Source organism: Pseudomonas sp. 5C2 (assembly GCF_034314155.1).
In the GTDB taxonomy this organism is placed as follows: Bacteria; Pseudomonadota; Gammaproteobacteria; order Pseudomonadales; family Pseudomonadaceae; genus Aquipseudomonas.
Genome location: NZ_JAVIWH010000002.1, coordinates 373,725 through 390,228 on the forward strand (window position 1 = coordinate 373,725; position 16,504 = coordinate 390,228).

17 protein-coding genes and 1 pseudogene are annotated in these 16,504 nt (G+C 53.2%); 5 read left to right on the forward strand and 13 right to left on the reverse strand.

Annotated features, from left to right (window positions below; genetic code table 11):
- Positions 1-6: 6 nt before the first annotated feature.
- From RGU44_RS02350 to RGU44_RS02390, 9 genes are all read right to left on the reverse strand, one after another.
- Positions 7-360 (reverse strand): hypothetical protein, encoded by a 354-nt coding sequence (locus tag RGU44_RS02350; protein ID WP_322180145.1) that lies wholly within the window; start codon positions 358-360, stop codon positions 7-9.
- A 170-nt stretch (positions 361-530) separates the two neighbouring features.
- Complete coding sequence (locus tag RGU44_RS02355; RefSeq protein ID WP_322180143.1) at positions 531-1,598, reverse strand: diguanylate cyclase; 1,068 nt, start codon at positions 1,596-1,598, stop codon at positions 531-533.
- 176 nt (positions 1,599-1,774) lie between these two features.
- The gene (locus RGU44_RS02360; protein WP_322215429.1) at positions 1,775-2,581 is read right to left on the reverse strand and encodes a glycosyltransferase family 2 protein; all 807 of its coding nucleotides are present in this window, start codon (positions 2,579-2,581) and stop codon (positions 1,775-1,777) included.
- 14 nt (positions 2,582-2,595) lie between these two features.
- Positions 2,596-2,952, reverse strand: coding sequence for an EamA family transporter (locus tag RGU44_RS02365; RefSeq protein WP_322180139.1), 357 nt, complete (start codon positions 2,950-2,952; stop codon positions 2,596-2,598).
- Positions 2,949-3,785 carry a sugar phosphate isomerase/epimerase family protein gene (locus tag RGU44_RS02370; RefSeq protein WP_322180137.1) on the reverse strand — a complete coding sequence of 279 codons (837 nt, stop codon included), beginning with the start codon at positions 3,783-3,785 and terminating at the stop codon, positions 2,949-2,951. The genes RGU44_RS02365 and RGU44_RS02370 overlap by 4 nt, the downstream gene beginning before the upstream one ends.
- Positions 3,782-4,585: a pyridine nucleotide transhydrogenase gene (locus RGU44_RS02375; RefSeq protein ID WP_322215431.1), complete on the reverse strand. Its 804-nt coding sequence runs from the start codon at positions 4,583-4,585 to the stop codon at positions 3,782-3,784. Before RGU44_RS02375 ends, RGU44_RS02370 begins: the two co-directional genes overlap by 4 nt.
- The gene (locus RGU44_RS02380; RefSeq protein ID WP_322215433.1) at positions 4,578-6,068 is read right to left on the reverse strand and encodes a hypothetical protein; all 1,491 of its coding nucleotides are present in this window, start codon (positions 6,066-6,068) and stop codon (positions 4,578-4,580) included. The genes RGU44_RS02375 and RGU44_RS02380 overlap by 8 nt, the downstream gene beginning before the upstream one ends.
- Complete coding sequence (locus tag RGU44_RS02385) at positions 6,052-7,176, reverse strand: FAD-dependent oxidoreductase (protein ID WP_322180131.1); 1,125 nt, start codon at positions 7,174-7,176, stop codon at positions 6,052-6,054. The genes RGU44_RS02380 and RGU44_RS02385 overlap by 17 nt, the downstream gene beginning before the upstream one ends.
- Positions 7,176-8,207 (reverse strand): glycosyltransferase, encoded by a 1,032-nt coding sequence (locus RGU44_RS02390; RefSeq protein WP_322180129.1) that lies wholly within the window; start codon positions 8,205-8,207, stop codon positions 7,176-7,178. The genes RGU44_RS02385 and RGU44_RS02390 overlap by 1 nt, the downstream gene beginning before the upstream one ends.
- A gap of 633 nt (positions 8,208-8,840) precedes the next feature.
- Here RGU44_RS02390 and RGU44_RS02395 point away from each other — a divergent pair.
- From RGU44_RS02395 to RGU44_RS02420, 5 genes and pseudogenes are all read left to right on the forward strand, one after another.
- A complete protein-coding gene (locus RGU44_RS02395; protein WP_322215435.1) occupies positions 8,841-9,707 on the forward strand; it encodes a hypothetical protein in 867 nt (288 codons plus the stop codon).
- Positions 9,704-10,426, forward strand: a complete 723-nt coding sequence (locus tag RGU44_RS02400) for a TylF/MycF/NovP-related O-methyltransferase (RefSeq protein ID WP_322180124.1) — start codon at positions 9,704-9,706, stop codon at positions 10,424-10,426. Before RGU44_RS02395 ends, RGU44_RS02400 begins: the two co-directional genes overlap by 4 nt.
- Before the next feature lie 76 nt (positions 10,427-10,502).
- Positions 10,503-11,414, forward strand: coding sequence for a class I SAM-dependent methyltransferase (locus RGU44_RS02405; protein ID WP_322180122.1), 912 nt, complete (start codon positions 10,503-10,505; stop codon positions 11,412-11,414).
- 244 nt (positions 11,415-11,658) lie between these two features.
- Positions 11,659-12,314, forward strand: a pseudogene (locus tag RGU44_RS24865) (hypothetical protein).
- An 81-nt stretch (positions 12,315-12,395) separates the two neighbouring features.
- Positions 12,396-13,754 carry an MFS transporter gene (locus RGU44_RS02420; protein WP_322180118.1) on the forward strand — a complete coding sequence of 453 codons (1,359 nt, stop codon included), beginning with the start codon at positions 12,396-12,398 and terminating at the stop codon, positions 13,752-13,754.
- 108 nt (positions 13,755-13,862) lie between these two features.
- On the opposite strand, the gene RGU44_RS02425 is transcribed toward RGU44_RS02420, so the two are convergent.
- The 4 genes from RGU44_RS02425 to flgA form a co-directional block, all read right to left on the reverse strand.
- Positions 13,863-14,612 (reverse strand): flagellar brake protein, encoded by a 750-nt coding sequence (locus RGU44_RS02425; protein ID WP_322180116.1) that lies wholly within the window; start codon positions 14,610-14,612, stop codon positions 13,863-13,865.
- Positions 14,613-14,696: 84 nt separating this feature from the next.
- Positions 14,697-15,164 (reverse strand): flagellar protein FlgN, encoded by a 468-nt coding sequence (locus RGU44_RS02430; RefSeq protein WP_322180114.1) that lies wholly within the window; start codon positions 15,162-15,164, stop codon positions 14,697-14,699.
- Between the two features lie 49 nt (positions 15,165-15,213).
- Positions 15,214-15,537 (reverse strand): flagellar biosynthesis anti-sigma factor FlgM, encoded by a 324-nt coding sequence (gene flgM / locus RGU44_RS02435; RefSeq protein WP_322180112.1) that lies wholly within the window; start codon positions 15,535-15,537, stop codon positions 15,214-15,216.
- 142 nt (positions 15,538-15,679) lie between these two features.
- Positions 15,680-16,441 (reverse strand): flagellar basal body P-ring formation chaperone FlgA, encoded by a 762-nt coding sequence (flgA, locus tag RGU44_RS02440; RefSeq protein ID WP_322182756.1) that lies wholly within the window; start codon positions 16,439-16,441, stop codon positions 15,680-15,682.
- Between the last annotated feature and the right edge of the window lie 63 nt (positions 16,442-16,504).

Consider the following 16,504-nt stretch of genomic DNA (forward strand, 5'->3'; position numbering starts at 1 on the left):
AGACCTTTAATCGTCCGATCTTCGTCCGAGCCTTCCGGTTTTTAAACTGTCCGTGTACCTGCGAAGCATGCATTCATCTTCTTGAAGCGACAGAATTACTTTCCCGATCAACTGAGAGGCTTGTTCATTGCCGCCTTCGATCAGCTGCGTTGAACAATCTGAAAGCTGACTCATCGTCTGCTTTAGATTGTCAGCTACATCACCAAGATCGCTTTCCATCGAGCTATTTTTTTGTAGTTTTCTCATAAAGCCGCCTTGGCAAAAAAGTGTGTTGTAACCATTGGCCATCATCTGTTTTGAAGTGCTCGGCCCCCTTGATTTTAGTCGCTGCTTTTCCTTGCCGTGGTTTTCCGTTATCAAATCAGTGCGCTAGCCGGCTGCATGAAGAGCGTAAGGGCCGCTGGCTATTTGTTCGAGAGCAGCACCCGGATGGGGAGGAGTACTGGCAGGCCATGGTCGATGGTTGTTTGCGTACGCTGAACTTCAGGGGCCCGTCTTCCTGCGCGGATGCTGGTAGCACTGCAGTCGTGTCAGGCACTCGCGCGCATCGAGTCACCGTCGAAACAAGCGACTTGGTTGCGTCCACGCGCTTTTGCTTCGTACAGTGCCAAATCCGCTTGTTTGAACCATTCATTGAACAACATTGGATTGTCGAATGCGGTTAGACCGATGCTTAAGGTCGCAATGGCCGTCTGTTTTTGACCGAACACAGCGTCAGCGATCTCTACCCTCACCCTGTCAAGCACCTGAAAGGCGGTCGCCCTGTCGGTATCAGGCAGGAACACACAAAACTCATCCCCACCGAATCTCGCGACAATATCAGTTGAACGCAGGTTAGACCTGAGCGCGGAAGCTACGTGTCGCAGGACTTCATCCCCAACAAGGTGGCCATGCGTGTCGTTAATCTGCTTGAAATGATCCAGGTCTACGAGTGCTAGACAGCCATTCGAGACGCCATATCCGCAGCGTTTATATTCGTTTTCGAGCAGCGCGTTCCAGTAACGACGGTTATAGAGACCTGTCAGGCTGTCGGTCTCACTCAGCTCACGCAACACTTTACGGTTCTGCCCTAGCCGAAGCGCCAGCCGGTATAACGTCCAACCGATGACCAGTGGCTGGATGATGATCATCGGCATCGACGAATAGACCACTAAGGGACTGCTATAAAGTGAAAAACTTAAGCCGAACATTGCGACGGAGACAGCGATTCCCGCCATTTTGGCCAGCCAGCCGCGTAATACAAAGGCCATTCCGCCTGTAGCAACGTTGTTCATTGCCAGCATCGAGAGCATCACCACGCTGGGGAGCAAGTTGAACCCTATGGCGGCGACCCAAAACGCGGAAAAAGCTGAGTCAAGCAGGACACTGCGCCGTTCGATATCCGCGGGATGCTCGGCGGATCGTGCCAGTACGAAGGCTATCCACGGCCAAACGAAGCAAAAAGTGATGAGCAGTGCCCATATGAAAGGCGGACGACCTTGCTCCCAAAAGACCCCGGCGACGCAGAAAAAACCAGCGGCCAGCCCTATCGCACGAGGCATCAATGCGCGTTTTGCGAAGGCCTGGCTCCTGTTCCTTGCTCCGAATGAACTCGTCATTACTGTATCCATACATCGAGATTATGCAGCTACGACCTCGCTCAAGCGCTGGCCAAATCGAGCATGAAAATTTATGCACGTTCGATAACTTAACAGACTTGTCGAGTTGTATATCAAAATGCCATTGTTTGCGGCGGGAATGCTTCTGGTGGCCCATAAGCTGTACGGATTACAGCCTACGGGTTGTAAACTCCAAAACAGGCCCGAAACAGCACCTCAAGCACTGACAGGTTGCCCTTGACGCTGCTGATCTTTGTCGGTACTTCGCCTTTTGGATAGCGCCTGACGGTCGGTAGCTCGACACAGCGATAACCCAGTTTCGGTGCGCGGTAGGAGAGGTAAGCGAGTAGTTCGTAGGTCATGAACACATCGCGGAATATCGCCACCTTCGGGTCCAACAGCAGTTTGCGGCTGTAGGCACGGAAACCCTGGGTGGTGTCTGTCCATTTAAAACCGGAAGACAGACTCAGCATTGGCGCATGGATAAAGCGGATCGCGAAGTCTCGCGATTTAGGGGTGTTCTCTGCGACGCCTCCCGAGACAAAACGGGACGCCTGGACGAAGTCCACGCCTTGCTTGAGCGCGTCGATGAAGCGAGGTATGGCTTCAGGATCGTCCTTGTCGTTACCGTCAATCGTGACGATGCCCTCATAGCCCTGATCGAGTGCAAAGGCGTAAGCGCAACGCAGTTGAGCGCTTAACTTTCCCGGAGCGGTTTTGAGCAGCAGCCCTCGCACCCCTACCTGCTGTAGCGCGTGCAGCTCAAGCGAGCCATCTGTGGTTCCGCCATCAACGATTATGATGTCGGCAGTGTCTTGAATGTTGAGGGCCGCCATCCTGGCCAACAGGCTCTTGATCCGTTCACCTTCATTGATGACCGGAATCACCATGCACCAAGGGTGCTGGCGGCCGAGCCATAGCGGGGTTTGAAAGGAGGGCACTTGCCAGGTCTTACGCCCGTCAGGCGTTATATCGGTTGGCATCATTGTGTTTACCATCAAGCAACGCGCGCTGTAATCAGCGCTACGCCAGCAATTACCAGTACGATCCCAGCCCCTGTCGTCCAGTGGAAGGGTTCACGAAAAATTAGCACCGAAGACAACGCCACGGTCGCTACTGCCCCAGCGGTCAGCACCGGGTGCGCCACATTTAAAGGGAGGCGGGCCAACGCTGCGGCATACAGTAAAAAGGCGCCGCCATACAGCCCGAGACCTAGCCAGAATGGCCAATTACTCAGCGCGCCCAGAGGGTCGCCGAGGGACGGAAACTTGCGCGGCGGCATCATGGCCATCTTCACCAGAACACTGGCGGAAGCATTGGAGAGAATCCCGACAAGCAGGATGAGCCACTTCATACGCGGCCCTCCACGCGATGTTTGCGGTAATGCTGGATCGCCACGTTCAGTGCTCGCTCAATCGACACAGCATGCGGTTCATCCTTGGTCGCGAGCATCTCGATGGTCACAACAGGGTTGGGCAGATAGCGCTCCAGGGCCCTCACCATCAGCCCATGATCAGTGCTGCCATCCCCCAGAGGTAGCAGATCGGGCTCGCTGGCATGCACATGCCCGATAAGAGATGCGCAGTTTTGCAGCACCAGACAAGGATCTTCGCCATTGATGGCCAGCGCGCCGGTGTCCAGTTGCATCTTGATGGTGGGATGATCGACCTGCGTCACCACCAAGGCCGTTTCAGCGCTGGTGGTCATGAAGTTGGCGCCATAACAGGTGGGATTGGGTTCAAGGCAGATTGTTACACCATAGGCCTGAGCGATGTCCCCCAGTTGTCTGAAGAACGGCACCGCCACATCCAGTGTTTCCTGGTCATCGAGCCCGGTGCGATCACGATTCTTTGGTGAGCCAAAAACCAGCCGTGTGGCGCCCAGACCCGAGCCGATGCGGCACACGGCGGCCAAGTGTTTCAACAGTGCGGACTGGCTTTGGGCTGACCCAAATACATTGAGCCCCGTAGTACCGAACAACAGCGCCTGCATCCCGGTGATGTCGATGCCACGCTCGGCCCACCAGCCTTTGACCTGAGTAATCTGCTCATCCGTAGCGTTGGCGGGAACAGGAAAATACTTGCCGGGTGCAACATCGATCGCATCAATAGCAAAGCGCTGAAGGAGCGTGGCGATGGCTTCATCTTCCGCGGCATCCCAAGCAATATTGGAAATAGCCAACCTCATATTTTCGCTCCCTCATCGATTTTTATAGTGAGCGGCTCGGACTGAGCGTAGGCCCTGACCGCCTGTACCGTTTCACGGGCGCTGTACTGATAGCGCCCGGCTGCTCCAAATACATGAGCGTGTTTGGTCTGCATGTCGTAGGCCGCTGCCGGGTTAGCCAAGGCATTCGAGAACGACCTGCCGAAACCCAGTTGCGAAACATCCGCTACGCTGATCGGCTCTGCAGTGAGGTGAACCAACCTCAAGCGGGCGTTCAGTGCGGTTTGGATGTCATACCAGAGGTTGACCATTGGGTAAAACTGGAAGACACCGCGACTATCGATGGCCTGAAGATTGTTGTCATTCAAAAAATCGAAGATGACATTCTTGCGTAAGCCGGGTCCAACTAGCCCAGGCAGACGGACGATTAAATGATTGGGGAAGTGGCTTTCGACAAACGTCTCCAGCAGCCGGCGATGCAGGCCATAGGCGTGCAGGCCTGACTCATCGACAGGGGTATCCTCATCGACACCCATGACGGTACTGAAGACATCGACCGTGCTGATCAAAATGAAGGTGTTGCACTGAATGGTTTTCAGGTGGGCGATCAGCCCCTCGATTTTCTGCCGATCCGCTTCAGGTTCACGGTTGGCAATCCACTTTTGAGCGGGGGCGCCTGCGCAGACAACGGTATTAAACGAGTGGCCTTCAATGTGACCTATAGTGGTTGATCGATAAACTGACTCAAAGGCAGTCTGCTTTGCAATCGTAGACCCTACAAACCCACTAAACCCAATCAAACAATTATTCATGTTATTCATGATCCACCCGGCAATGCATACGGAGCAACTCGGCATTGTGAACATGCAGAACTGAGGTGTACTGACAGTCAAATTTTTTGATTTCAGTTTCAATCACTGCGGTAATTCCCTTGTCGTCGTCCTGGCGATCAAGGTGCGACAGTAATAAGTAAAACTCACCGGCGGGCCTGAGTTCAAATAACGTCCGGATCATTGAGAAGAACGTTGGCATTTCCATGGCCGGGTCTCGGGTCTGAGTCGTTTCATCCAGTACACGGGTATAGTGGTGTTTTTTTAGCCGGTCATCCAACTGTAAATAATATTCAAGAGACGGTTGAGCATCCGGGTAAACTAGAATATTGCTGGGCTCCATTTTCGCAAGGTACTCGTACAGGCTATTGTTGGCCGTGTATTCATAATTCTCCCCTGTGAGATTCTTGTAACACGCTTTGCCTGCCTGGAGTGCCAGGACAACGAACAGAATCCAACCCAATACTTTGAAAGTTTTGGCTTGGCTTGATGTGAACTCAAGAATCGCGCAGCTGGAAATAACCAGACTAAAGGGGACCAGCCAAATCACATGTCGGGGGTAGGTGGCGGGATAAAAACCAAAAACTCTGCCTGCCACGACAACACACACCAGCGCAAAAAAAAATAAATTCAACCTGAAAATAAACCCTCTGTTATTGAAGGCGAACAGTGCGATGCTCGACAGGCAGGACGTGATTAACAGGGCTTTTCCGTAGGCCCCCAGTATCGCGCCACCCAACGATTTCATTGACACTAAAAGAGATTTACCTCCCCCGTACTCAGCGTAGTTACTCAACTGATAGATGGTAAGGTGTTTCATGTAGAGGTATGAGAAAGCCACGCACGCGGCCGCGCACAAAAAGGCAACTATTGTTGCGCTGCGTCGGGGGAATTCTCTGTTCGCCAGGCACCAGAGAAACGCATAGCCTAGCAGTCCCCCTGAAACGATAAGCGTGGAAAACCCGATGAGGCTGATGATTGCCGCAATTAAGAGAGTCCAAAAAATATTTTTATTTTCTTCAGCCTCCCATATCGCAAAGATGGCCAGAAAACTCCCGCTGACTTCAAGGAAGTAATATTTTAGCTCTGTCACGTGAAAGCCGGAAGAAAACGTATTTCCGATGATCGCCACCAGGAAAACAAAAAGACCCCACTTATATTTCTTGAACAGGAGACAGACGGGCAAGATCATTAATACCGACGCGGCCAGTACCGACAGCCTGAGGGGTTTGATGTCATAGTGGAAAATTGCCATCGCCGCCTTAAAGAAAAATGAAGCCGGTACCGGTTCTGCTTGATCGTAATAGGGCAGTGGTCTAATAAAGCCACTCAGTGTATTGACCTCTATGATGTTCTTCAGAAGCATGGCTTCATCAATCCATACCGAGCGGGACGCTAACGATAAAAATATGCTCACCAAAAAAAGTAAGGCAATGCCCGTGCACAGTGTGGGTAGATCAAAATACTTCTTCATTCATCTTCTCCAGCACATCATAAATATTGTCAATTTTTCCCCCCAGCACGGAATAACAGCCGGGCAACGCGGCGTGCTTCTCAAAAAGAATGGGTCTCCCGTCATCGCCTTCATTTTTCACAAGCACCGTTTTGACTTCGAACAATGAGTCGACATGCTTAGCCTTGAGTACAGCCGGGACATACCGGCCCACGTCCCTGACCATACGATCCACACGAGTTGCACGTTCGTGGTGCTCGAGTTTTTTGTAGGGATCGATCCCTTGCTGATCGGTCCAGTGCAGGTGCGGGGTGAAGCGGACGTGGGAGAGCGTATGCAGCCCGCGGGCGGGAAATGGCATCATCGAAAAGAAAGGGCCGTCCATCACGGTAATCCCCAAACCATCGAGAGGTGCAGGCATCTGCATCAGGGCCATTTCGGTGATCTCTTGTTTCAGACCCGTTTGCACTCCTGGGAAATCACCCCTGAATTGATTGGTGCCGCTGTAGGTGCAATTGAATACATAACGGCAGGAGATTGAAGCTTGGGCGCTGTCCTCGGTTTCTGTGATGACTTGCAGTGTTGCATCTGGTCCTTTCGAAATCTCCGTTGCTCGGGTCTTGTAGCAGATCTGCACACCGCACTCTGCTAGCTCGCGTTCAGCCCAACGTGCCAGTTTGGTGGAGTTGAAAGCGTACTCTTCGACCAGGAACACATTTTCAATGAGGCGTGGTTCAAACAAGGCTCGCAACGCAGGGGCTGCCGGCTGAACCTTGGCTCCAATGTCACGGCAAAATCGCTCAAACTGTTTTGCCGTGACCTTCGAGTTGTGGCGGGCAATGGCGTAGAGTTTGGTGAAATCCTGTGTTACCGCTTCGGGCCAGTCGCGTACGAACTTGGGCAGGTTTATCCGGCTGCGATACGCTGTCGTGAAACAGCGAGGGTAGTGATAGCCATTGTGCACGCGGGCCTGATTGTTATACGAGGCGCGCATCATTAGCGCGGGCTCACGCTCTATCAGCATGATGCGCTTGAGGCCTCGCTGCTTCGCTAGGTAGACCGCGATGGCCGAGCCATAAAACCCACCGCCAATAATAACCGCATCGTAGTTAGGGTCGACACTTGGCATCAGGACATTTCCCCCCGGGCCAAGTTTGTCGTATTGGCGGGGGGTGACGACACCTCTTCGATATTCAGTTTGTCGAGTCGCGTCATGCGAGCGCTGGTGAACTCTTGGGCCACATGGTAGAGCGGACCTTCATTCGAGAAGCTGGCCATGTTCAGGATGTATTCGCCGAGCACCAGAAGCACGAGTGATATCAGAAAGAACATGCCCGACTGTTGCAGCGAAAGGCTGATCCAGCCAGGCGCGACGTCGGTTTTAAAAAAACCGATGCCGACCACATAGCCGCAGTAAATAAGGTTGACGATAGCGCCAAACAAGGAGAGTGCTGTCACAAGGCGCATCGGCGCGCGCGTGGTCGACACCAGCAGGCGTATGCCACGGTCGATACTGTCTCCCAGACGTTTGCGGCGCTGGAATGTGGGTGACGCGCTATAGCTGTAGCTGAGGTGTGCGCGCGCAAACCCACCCGTAGCGGGCAGATGGCGATAGGTCATCGCTGGCTTGGGATGCTGAAGAATGAAGTTGATCACTCTTTTGCTAAGGATGCGGTACTGCGGCGCTTCTTTGGCGAGATGGATGCCATTGAACCAGTGGTAGAGCATGTGGAATACGGCAAAAGCAACCCGATAGGCAAGGCTTTGCACAGGCTTTTGCTCGTTACTGACAAAAACCACATCAGCGCCGCCAATGGCTTTTTTGAGCATTTGCGGTAAAAAATTGATGTCGTCTATCATCGGATCAATGACGGCTACAAAGTCACCCAGTGCATTCTCCAGCCCGACCCATGAAGCGGTGTCGACATCCACCTCCTTGGTCAGTGCATAGACCTGCAGATTGGCAAATCCATCTTCGCCCGTCAGGCGCTTCATGACGGAAATGCTGTCATCGTTCGACGCATTGTCAACAATGATCAACTCATAATCACTGACGATGGAGGCAATCACCGAGGTTGCCTCAAACAGAATGCTTTCAATGCGCTCAGACTCGTTGCGGACAACGAAAACCACCGACAAAAAACAGGGGAAAAATGCCATTTTAAATCCCCTTTAAAACGTCAAGAACCCTTGAGCGCTGCTTGAAACGACGTACGCAGCACTTAAACGGGATCGAATCAATGTCGTTGGGCGGGGCACTCTCTATGCCGGCACATTGGCCAGTCTTGAAAGTTAGAGTTACCGCAAGGGCTGACGGCAGACGAAGGTTATGCCAGATGTCTGGAATGAGTCGAAGCACAGCAGGAGATTGTCGAGATGAAGTGCTTAATATGAAGGGGGGCCGGAAGGTCAAAATAGTCATAAAAAAGTACCCCTGACTGCTTGCTAGATGTTGTCCAATCCAGAAAACAAAAAGGTACCAACGCGTGAGCGCTGCACTTTTTCATGGCGTTATGCTACTGAGGCAGGCTAGACCAGAGACCGGCACTTCGCTAGGCGAACGCTGAAAAAAGGCTTGAAATGTTGAAACCAGGCTCGCGTGGCGGTGGGTAGGCGGCAATGGCACAATTACCCTCTCGCTGAGCCGCGACTGACGGTTTTTTGTGTATACATTTTGCCAGTTTTACCTCCGGGCTCTCTGTCCGGGGCCGCAGCCAAACCCGCATAATGTCCCTTCAGTTTGGGCCCGACCTGCCGATAATCAGGTCAGTCCAGGATTCAGGAGCGGAAACCGTGAATTTGTATATCAACCAGCTTCAGAAGAAGAATGATTTCAGGAACGCGATCTATGCAGGCGATATTTTCCTGAATACTGATCTGAATGCTCCTAAGGACCTCTGCGCGTTTGCCCGGGAAAGTATCACTGCGGCGTTCGACGGCGAGACCCGTCACCAAGCGTTGCACACGATGATGCCGGTGCAAGAGTTCATCGGGTTGGTGACGAAGCTCAAGGGCCAGTTCACTAACTGTATTGAAGTTAAAGAAATGATCCGCAATTTCGTCCTGGAAATTGGTGCAAACCCTGGTGAGTTTCTTTTTGACGTTCCGCGAATTCGGGTCGTCCCTCACTATGACTATCTGCATGCTGGCGTCAGTTATGCCTACAAACCGCATCGTGATAAGTGGTATGGCAGTGTCGACTGTCAGATCAATACCTGGATGCCGGTTTACACGATTCAACCGGACCAGACGATGATGATCAATCCAGCCTATTTTTCAGTGCCGGTGAAAAACTCCTCTGCGGACTGGAGTCTGTCTGACTGGATCAACGTGCAGCGTCCTTTGGCTCAGGAAAACGTGATTGAAGAGTTACGCGTTCACCCCGTTCCGCTTGAAGATATTTCAACGGCTTCGGAAATCCGGATTGCCGCCAATGCTGGCGAGATTCTGACTTTTTCGGGATCGCACCTGCACGGCACGGTGCCTAACTATACTGAACAGACCCGTTTCAGCATTGATTTTCGCCTGGTGCACATCGCTGATCTTCTTGGTCAGCGTGGTGCTGTCAACGTCGACAGCGGAGTCGCAGACACAGAAGCCGGGTATAAAGATTTTTTCCATGTCAGCGACTTTTCGCATTTCCAAGGAACCAACCAATGACCAAGCGTCGCCTTACCGCAGCTGAAACCGAGTACAACGAAAAACGCGCGGGCGTACTCAACCGTGTTGACGCCAAATACGTCGCTGATGCGCCATTCGTGTTTGCAGATCGGATTACGGTCACGGCAGCGTTGTCACGCATCGAGTTGTTCAAAATGGTTCAGGATGTGCCCGGCGCCATTATCGAATGCGGTGTCTACAAGGGTAATTCCTTGATGCTGTACATGCAGTTGTCGATGATTCTCGAACCTTATGCGATCAACCGCTCGATCATCGGCTTCGATACGTTCTCTGGCTTCACCGGTATCGACGCTAAAGAAGATCCCACTGATATCAACGATGCTATGTTCTCGGATACTGACGAGACCCTGATTCAGGACATGATCGATGCCAACGATCTGGTGCGTCCGGTCAATCGGATTCCGCGTTGCGAGATTGTCAAAGGTGACATCCTTGACACCGTGCCCGCTTTCGTCAAAACACGCCCGGATCTGGTGGTGGCGATGCTGATTCTTGATACCGATCTCTATTCGTCGACCAAAGTCGCGCTGCAAACCTTTTTGCCTTACATGCCTAAAGGCGCGATCGTCGTTCTGGATGAAGTTGCATACCGCAACTTCCCTGGTGAAACCAGCGCGTTGCGTGAGTGCGTGGACCTGAACAAAATTGAACTCAAGCGCTTGCCGTTCGATTCGACGGTAGGTTATTTCCGCGTCTGACCGGCGTCAACACTGCGAGTGAACTCGCGTCATCGGTGATTCTGTACGTTATAGGGGCATGATGAAACTACGAACCATGGCGTTAGCCACCCAATACTGTGTAGGCACTGGCGTCGAGTTGGGGGCAGCATCACATAACCCTTTCGATCTGCCAGACTGCCTGAAGGTGGCTCCCTGCGATGGCAGGTTGTTTTTGTATCCTCAGGATATGGACGATTTCAATGCCTATCATCACGAGCAGATGCGTACATCCGGCGAAGTGGAGAGCGTTGATCTATTGGGCGATTTTCAGTCGATAGCCGCTGGTGATGGGACCTTTGACTACCTCATCAGTTCTCATGTCATTGAGCATGTTCCTAACGTCTTTGCGGCTTATATAGAGTCCTCGCGGGTTTTAAAGAACGGCGGTGTTTTTTTCTGCATTTTTCCTAAGCGTACGGCAACCCTTTACGACTCAACGAGGCCATTGATAACGGTCGAGCAGATGGTCGATGACTACGAGAAGGGGCTCGACATGGCGATCATGCCAAAGGAGAACTGGCGAGGGCATTACCAGGTTTTTTCCTTGCAGAGCATGATTCGGGCGATCAATTTCCTGAACAGGAATGAATTAGGAAGCTGGCTCATCGAATGTGTCGAGGAGACAGACTCGAAGGTCGGTAACGGGCACACGGTTGTGCTGAGAAAGTTCGACGGACTTATCGGTGCGGTGTGGCAAGACGGCGCAGCCTTCAGTGAGTCATTTAATCAGTTGGTGAATGAAGGCAAACTGGCCGATGCACTCCGCGCGATCAAGGTTTCGTTGTCCTTCAATTTTTTTGATTCGGAAAAGCTCTATCTGGCTTCGCTTCTAAGCTGCGAGTTGGGTTACACCCATGAGGGCATCGAGTTTTTGCGTCAGGCCCTGACGTTGGATCCGGAAAACGAGGGTTACAGGAAAGACTTCCTGTCGCTGACCAAAGCGCCGTACGTCAATACGGTGCTCTGATTGCGTCTGCACGCGCTGCGGTTTCTAACGATTTTGATGGGAAAAGGATTTTTGTCGTCGCGCTTGAAATTTTGAACGGGTGATGCGTATTTTGTACAGGTTGCCGGTGGACGGCTTGTACAACAATAAAGGATTTAGAATCATGACAATTAATGACCACCGTTCCCTTGCGGAGCGATTGACGGGCATTGATGAGATTGAGTGCGTAACGCCGGATTTGAAAGGTGTGTCACGTGGCAGGGTGATGACCGCTGAGGGTTTCCTCGAAGGGCGGCGTTTGCAGCTTGCGCGTGGCGTGTTGTTGCAATGCATCATAGGCGGCTATCCGCCGGCGCGATTCTACGGTAGCGATGACGGCGATCTGGCGCTGATTGCCGATCCGACCCAGATTCACCGTTTGCCCTGAAGTGAGCACCCGCGTGCGCTGACAATTTGCGATGCGGATGAGCTGGCGGGGGAGGGTTTTCGTCTCTCGATGCGTGGTTAGCTCAAGGCGATCATCGCCCAATAATGCCTGCTGGTCTTACGACAACCGCGCTGCTGGCTTGCGTATTCCGGCGAGTGCGCCGGTCGCCAGAAGGGTGGAGAATCGGCTGCCTGGTGCGGACGCCAACCCTTATCTTGCCATCGCCGCGAGCCTTGCCACCGGTCTTTATGGTATTGAACATGAGTTGGAGCCACCGGCGCCGATTCAGGGTGAGATTCAAGTGCCGGATGAATTGTCATTGCCGTGTACCTTGCATGCCGCTCTGGAGCGTCTGAGGCGTAGCCAATTGGCGAAGGAGCTGTTTGGTAAAGAGTTCATCGAAGGCTACATCGCTTCGAAGAGTATGGAACTGACCAGCTTTTTTTGATGAAATTACTCCCTGGGAAAGGCGCGTGCTGGCTGCTCAGGCTTAGAAACGTTGGTTTTGGACTCTTCCGTCTGGATGACTCCATTCTTTTGCTCTTCTTCTTTTATGTGGAAAGCCTGGAACGTCGATGCGTCAAATCTGGAAGTCCTTTCGAGCGCTTTATTTTGCCTCGCTGATGATGCTCATCGGCTCGGGTCTGTTAAGTACCTATCTTGCTTTGCGCCTGGCGGCCGACCAAGTCGATAGTCTGTGGGTCGGCGCTTTAATGGCGGCCAACTACTTCGGTCTGGTACTGGGCGGCAAGATCGGTCACCGGCTGATTAGCAGGGTCGGGCACATTCGCGCCTACGCCACGTGCGCAGGTATTGTTGGTGCTGCGGTGTTGGGGCACGGTCTGGTCGACTGGTTGCCTGCGTGGCTGTTCCTGCGGGTCATCGTGGGCCTGGGGATGATGTGTCAGTACATGGTCATCGAAAGCTGGCTGAACGAGCAGGCACACGCCAAGCAACGCGGCATTGTGTTTAGCGGTTACATGATCGCGTCTTACCTTGGCTTGGTGCTGGGTCAGCTGATTCTGGTTATTCACCCGTCTTTGGGCCCCGAGTTGCTGATGCTGGTCGCGCTGTGCTTTGCCCTTTGCCTTGTGCCGGTGGCGATGACCCGCAGTATTCACCCGGCGCCCATGCACCCGGCGCCGCTGGAACCCCGTTTTTTCCTTAAGCGGGTGCCGCAATCGTTGAGCACCGTATTGGGGGCAGGGCTGATCATCGGCTCGTTCTATGGTCTGGCGCCGCTGTATGCCTCCCAGCAGGGTTTGTCTACCGAGGCGGTGGGTTTGTTCATGGGTAGCTGCATTCTTGCGGGGCTGTTAGTGCAATGGCCGCTCGGCGCCTTATCGGATCGCTATGACCGTGCCTTGTTGATTCGGATTTTTGCCGGCGCGCTGGCCTTGTTGGCTTTTCCCTTGGCGGTCATGCCGCAGGTGCCTGTGGAAGTGTTGTTCGGGGTCGGCTTCTTCGCATCTTTGATGCAGTTTTGTCTTTATCCGTTGGCCGTGGCCTTTTCCAATGACCACGTTGAAGGTGAGCGCCGTGTGTCGCTGACCGCCATGTTGCTGATGACCTACGGTATTGGTGCCAGCATCGGCCCGTTGGCTGCGGGCGTACTGATGAAGATGTTCGGCAGCAACATGCTCTACGCTTTCGTCTGTTTTGCTGCCGTGATTCTGGTCTGGCGCATCCGGCCTAAGGCGGTGACCAATCTGCACCAGGTCGAGGACGCGCCGTTGCAACACGTTGCGATGCCGGACAGCATGTCCAGCTCACCGTTGGTGGTCGCGTTGGACCCACGTGTCGATGAACAGGTGGTTCAGGAGCAGATGCAGACAGCAGTCGAACCGCAAGAAGGGGCTGAAACCGAAGGCGAGCGGCAAGCGGAATCGCAGTCGACGGCTTCTACAGAAGAGAGCGCTGACAAGCCTGTTTGATAGCGGAGATTGCGCAATTGAGTGATTGAGCTGCGGGGGGAGAAGCGGTATTCGGATAGCGCGATTGCGGCGGTTATTCACCGCAATCGCTGATACTGCAAATACTGATCAGAAGTCGTCGTCTTTATCGAAGCGCCGCGCTTCTCGCTGCAGCTGGTAAACGAATCGCTCAACCTGGCGCTGTACCAGGCCGCTCATGTTGTGGAAGCGCACACCGGCGAACGTGATGTTGATTCTTTCTTCGAAATGCAGGTAACGCAACTCGACAGGCGTGCTCATGTTGCCAAAAGGCAGGCCTGCAACAAAGCGTTCGTACACTTGGCCCAGTTGCAGTTGCTCGGAAATATCACCTTCAAACCGCAATTTGCAGCCCGTGGCAGAGATATCCAGGAGCTTGCCGTTCAGCGCCGACTTGATTTTGTCGCCATTGATTTCAACGTTGACCAGTTGAGCCAATTTCAGTGCTGCGCGAAAGGCGTTGCGGCGCTGGTGATAAACCACTTCTGTCGGCATGGAGCCACGATAGCAGCGATGACCGTCATGATCGTCAATGGTCAGCGTCTCTTCGCATTCCCACGCAATCCGAACACCGTCATGAAAGCCTTCGATGCGAAACGGTTCGCCGCTGGTCAAGAAACGCTCGCCGTCGCGAGGGATCATTTCGTCGAGGGCAATCCCATTGCCGTCGCGATTGACCTCGATCAGGTAGCTTTGAAAGCGCTGACTGCGCTCATGAAAGGTAATGATCAGGGGGTCATGGCTGTCTAGCAGTAACCGCAGATTTGCGGCAATTTCCAAAGGTGTGGTGAGTACCTTTGGTGGCTGCGGATCATCTTCCGCGCTTAAGGCATTGAACACGGTTCATCCATCTCCAGGCAAAATACGACAGCACGTAATCGAGGGGCATTTTGCCAGCATGTTGGGTGCCTTGATACAGTAAAATTACGCTTGGCTCAGCGGGCGTGGCTTATGGACGCTGGATGTCGACCCACGGCTGTCATATAACATTGGCGTTTCACCGCCGGTAATAATTCTCATCTGATGGGCCGTGGAGGCCTGCTGAAGCTTGATCGAGTGACCATTGAGCTCGTTGCTGGCCCGACAGTCGCTCATCAGGGCGCTGAGTACGTCACCTTGGCTGAGCAACTCTTCACCGATCGATGAATGACTCGCCAGTTCCTCAAGGCCTTGGCGATCGGGCCTCAGATTCAGGCTGGCAAGAATCTGGCTGCGTTTGCGGCCATGCTGCTCAAGCATGATTACCAGCGACTGTTTCTGCGCAAGAATATTTTCGAGTAAGAACATATCCCGACCATGCAGCGCCAAGGATTCGGCTTGCAATAGTTCCAACAGCTGTTGGGCCGGTGCAATATCGTCGGTAATCAGTTGCAATAGAGTCGTATCGTGCATTGCATGCTCTGGGTTTTAGGCGTCCAAAAGCCCTGGCGCAGGCCTTCGGCTAGCGCTGGGCTTCGAAATTAAGCAGCTTGCTGGCTACGCGACCGCTGTCGACCGTATAGCTGCCATCGGCAACGGCCTGTTTCAACTCGGCCACACGGGCACTGTTGACAACGGGCTGACCGCGCAGCTTGTCGCTAATAGTCTGCAACTGTTGAGCCTCGTTACTAAGATGCACGGCTTCCCCACTCGACGTGGTGACCGCTTCGGTGGTGGCTTTCGCGCTGGCGGAGGTTGCGGCATTGCCGGTCTCCTTGACATTGCCGGTACGCGAACTCGTCGACACGGAGGGGGAGCTGTTTAAACGACTAAAGTCGATGACCATGGTTGAGAACCTCTAGGTGTTTGGACGCTTGCCATGTTTTCGGCCAAACACAAGAAAACTTTAGGTGCGTTATTGAAGTCGATAAAAACGCTCACTGACACAGACTGTCAGTTTAGGAAACTCCGCGCCATCCCGCCAGCGATCACAAGGTCACTTCAACTTGCCCAGGTGCTGTTACACGCGCTTTGATCACCCGTTTCGAGTTCAGGTTCCGTACCCTGATCTGTTCACCCAAGCCTCCATCGGACAATGCCTCGCCAGGCATGCGGACCAGCAGTGTACCGCTCTTGGCAATGATCACAACTTGATCGCCCTTGCGTATCACTTCTGCCTGTTCCATCTGCAGCGGGGTAATGATCTGCCCATTGACCATTTGTCGGGTCATTTTCTGCCCGATCGCCTCGTCAAGCGACGTGATATATCCCTGAGGCATCTGGCTGATATCGCGCTCGCTCAGGGATACGTCGTCTTCGCCTATGATGCCGCCACGCTTGAGCGGGCGTTTGACGATCACGACTTGACGAAATAAATGTACCTGGGCCGGTACGTATACCGTCCAGGGTAATGATCCTTCGCAACGAACCTTGACGGTCACACGTCCTAGAGGCTGAGCAGGACTTTCGAGGCTCGCTGTCAATTCCTTGTCGCACTGTGTCAGTGTCATGCGCGGATCGAGCTGGTTGACCTGAATTTGGTAGCGGCCTTCGGTTTGGGTCGTTGCCAGATAATCCTCTATGGAGAATTCAAGAAACCCTTGGGTCACGCCGATAAGTTGATCAGAAAGGCTCAAAGGCTCGCTCTGTGCGAATTGGCCGCCACTAAAAAGCCACAAAACGGCCACAGTGCAGCGTAAGCTGCCGTAGCCAGATGCCATGCGTCGGGAAAATGTCGTTTTTGCATTCATAACAGTTAAAAAGCAAGGCCCGTGCCGCTTAGTCATTTTGGCAATTATGGGTTCGAAGCTTTG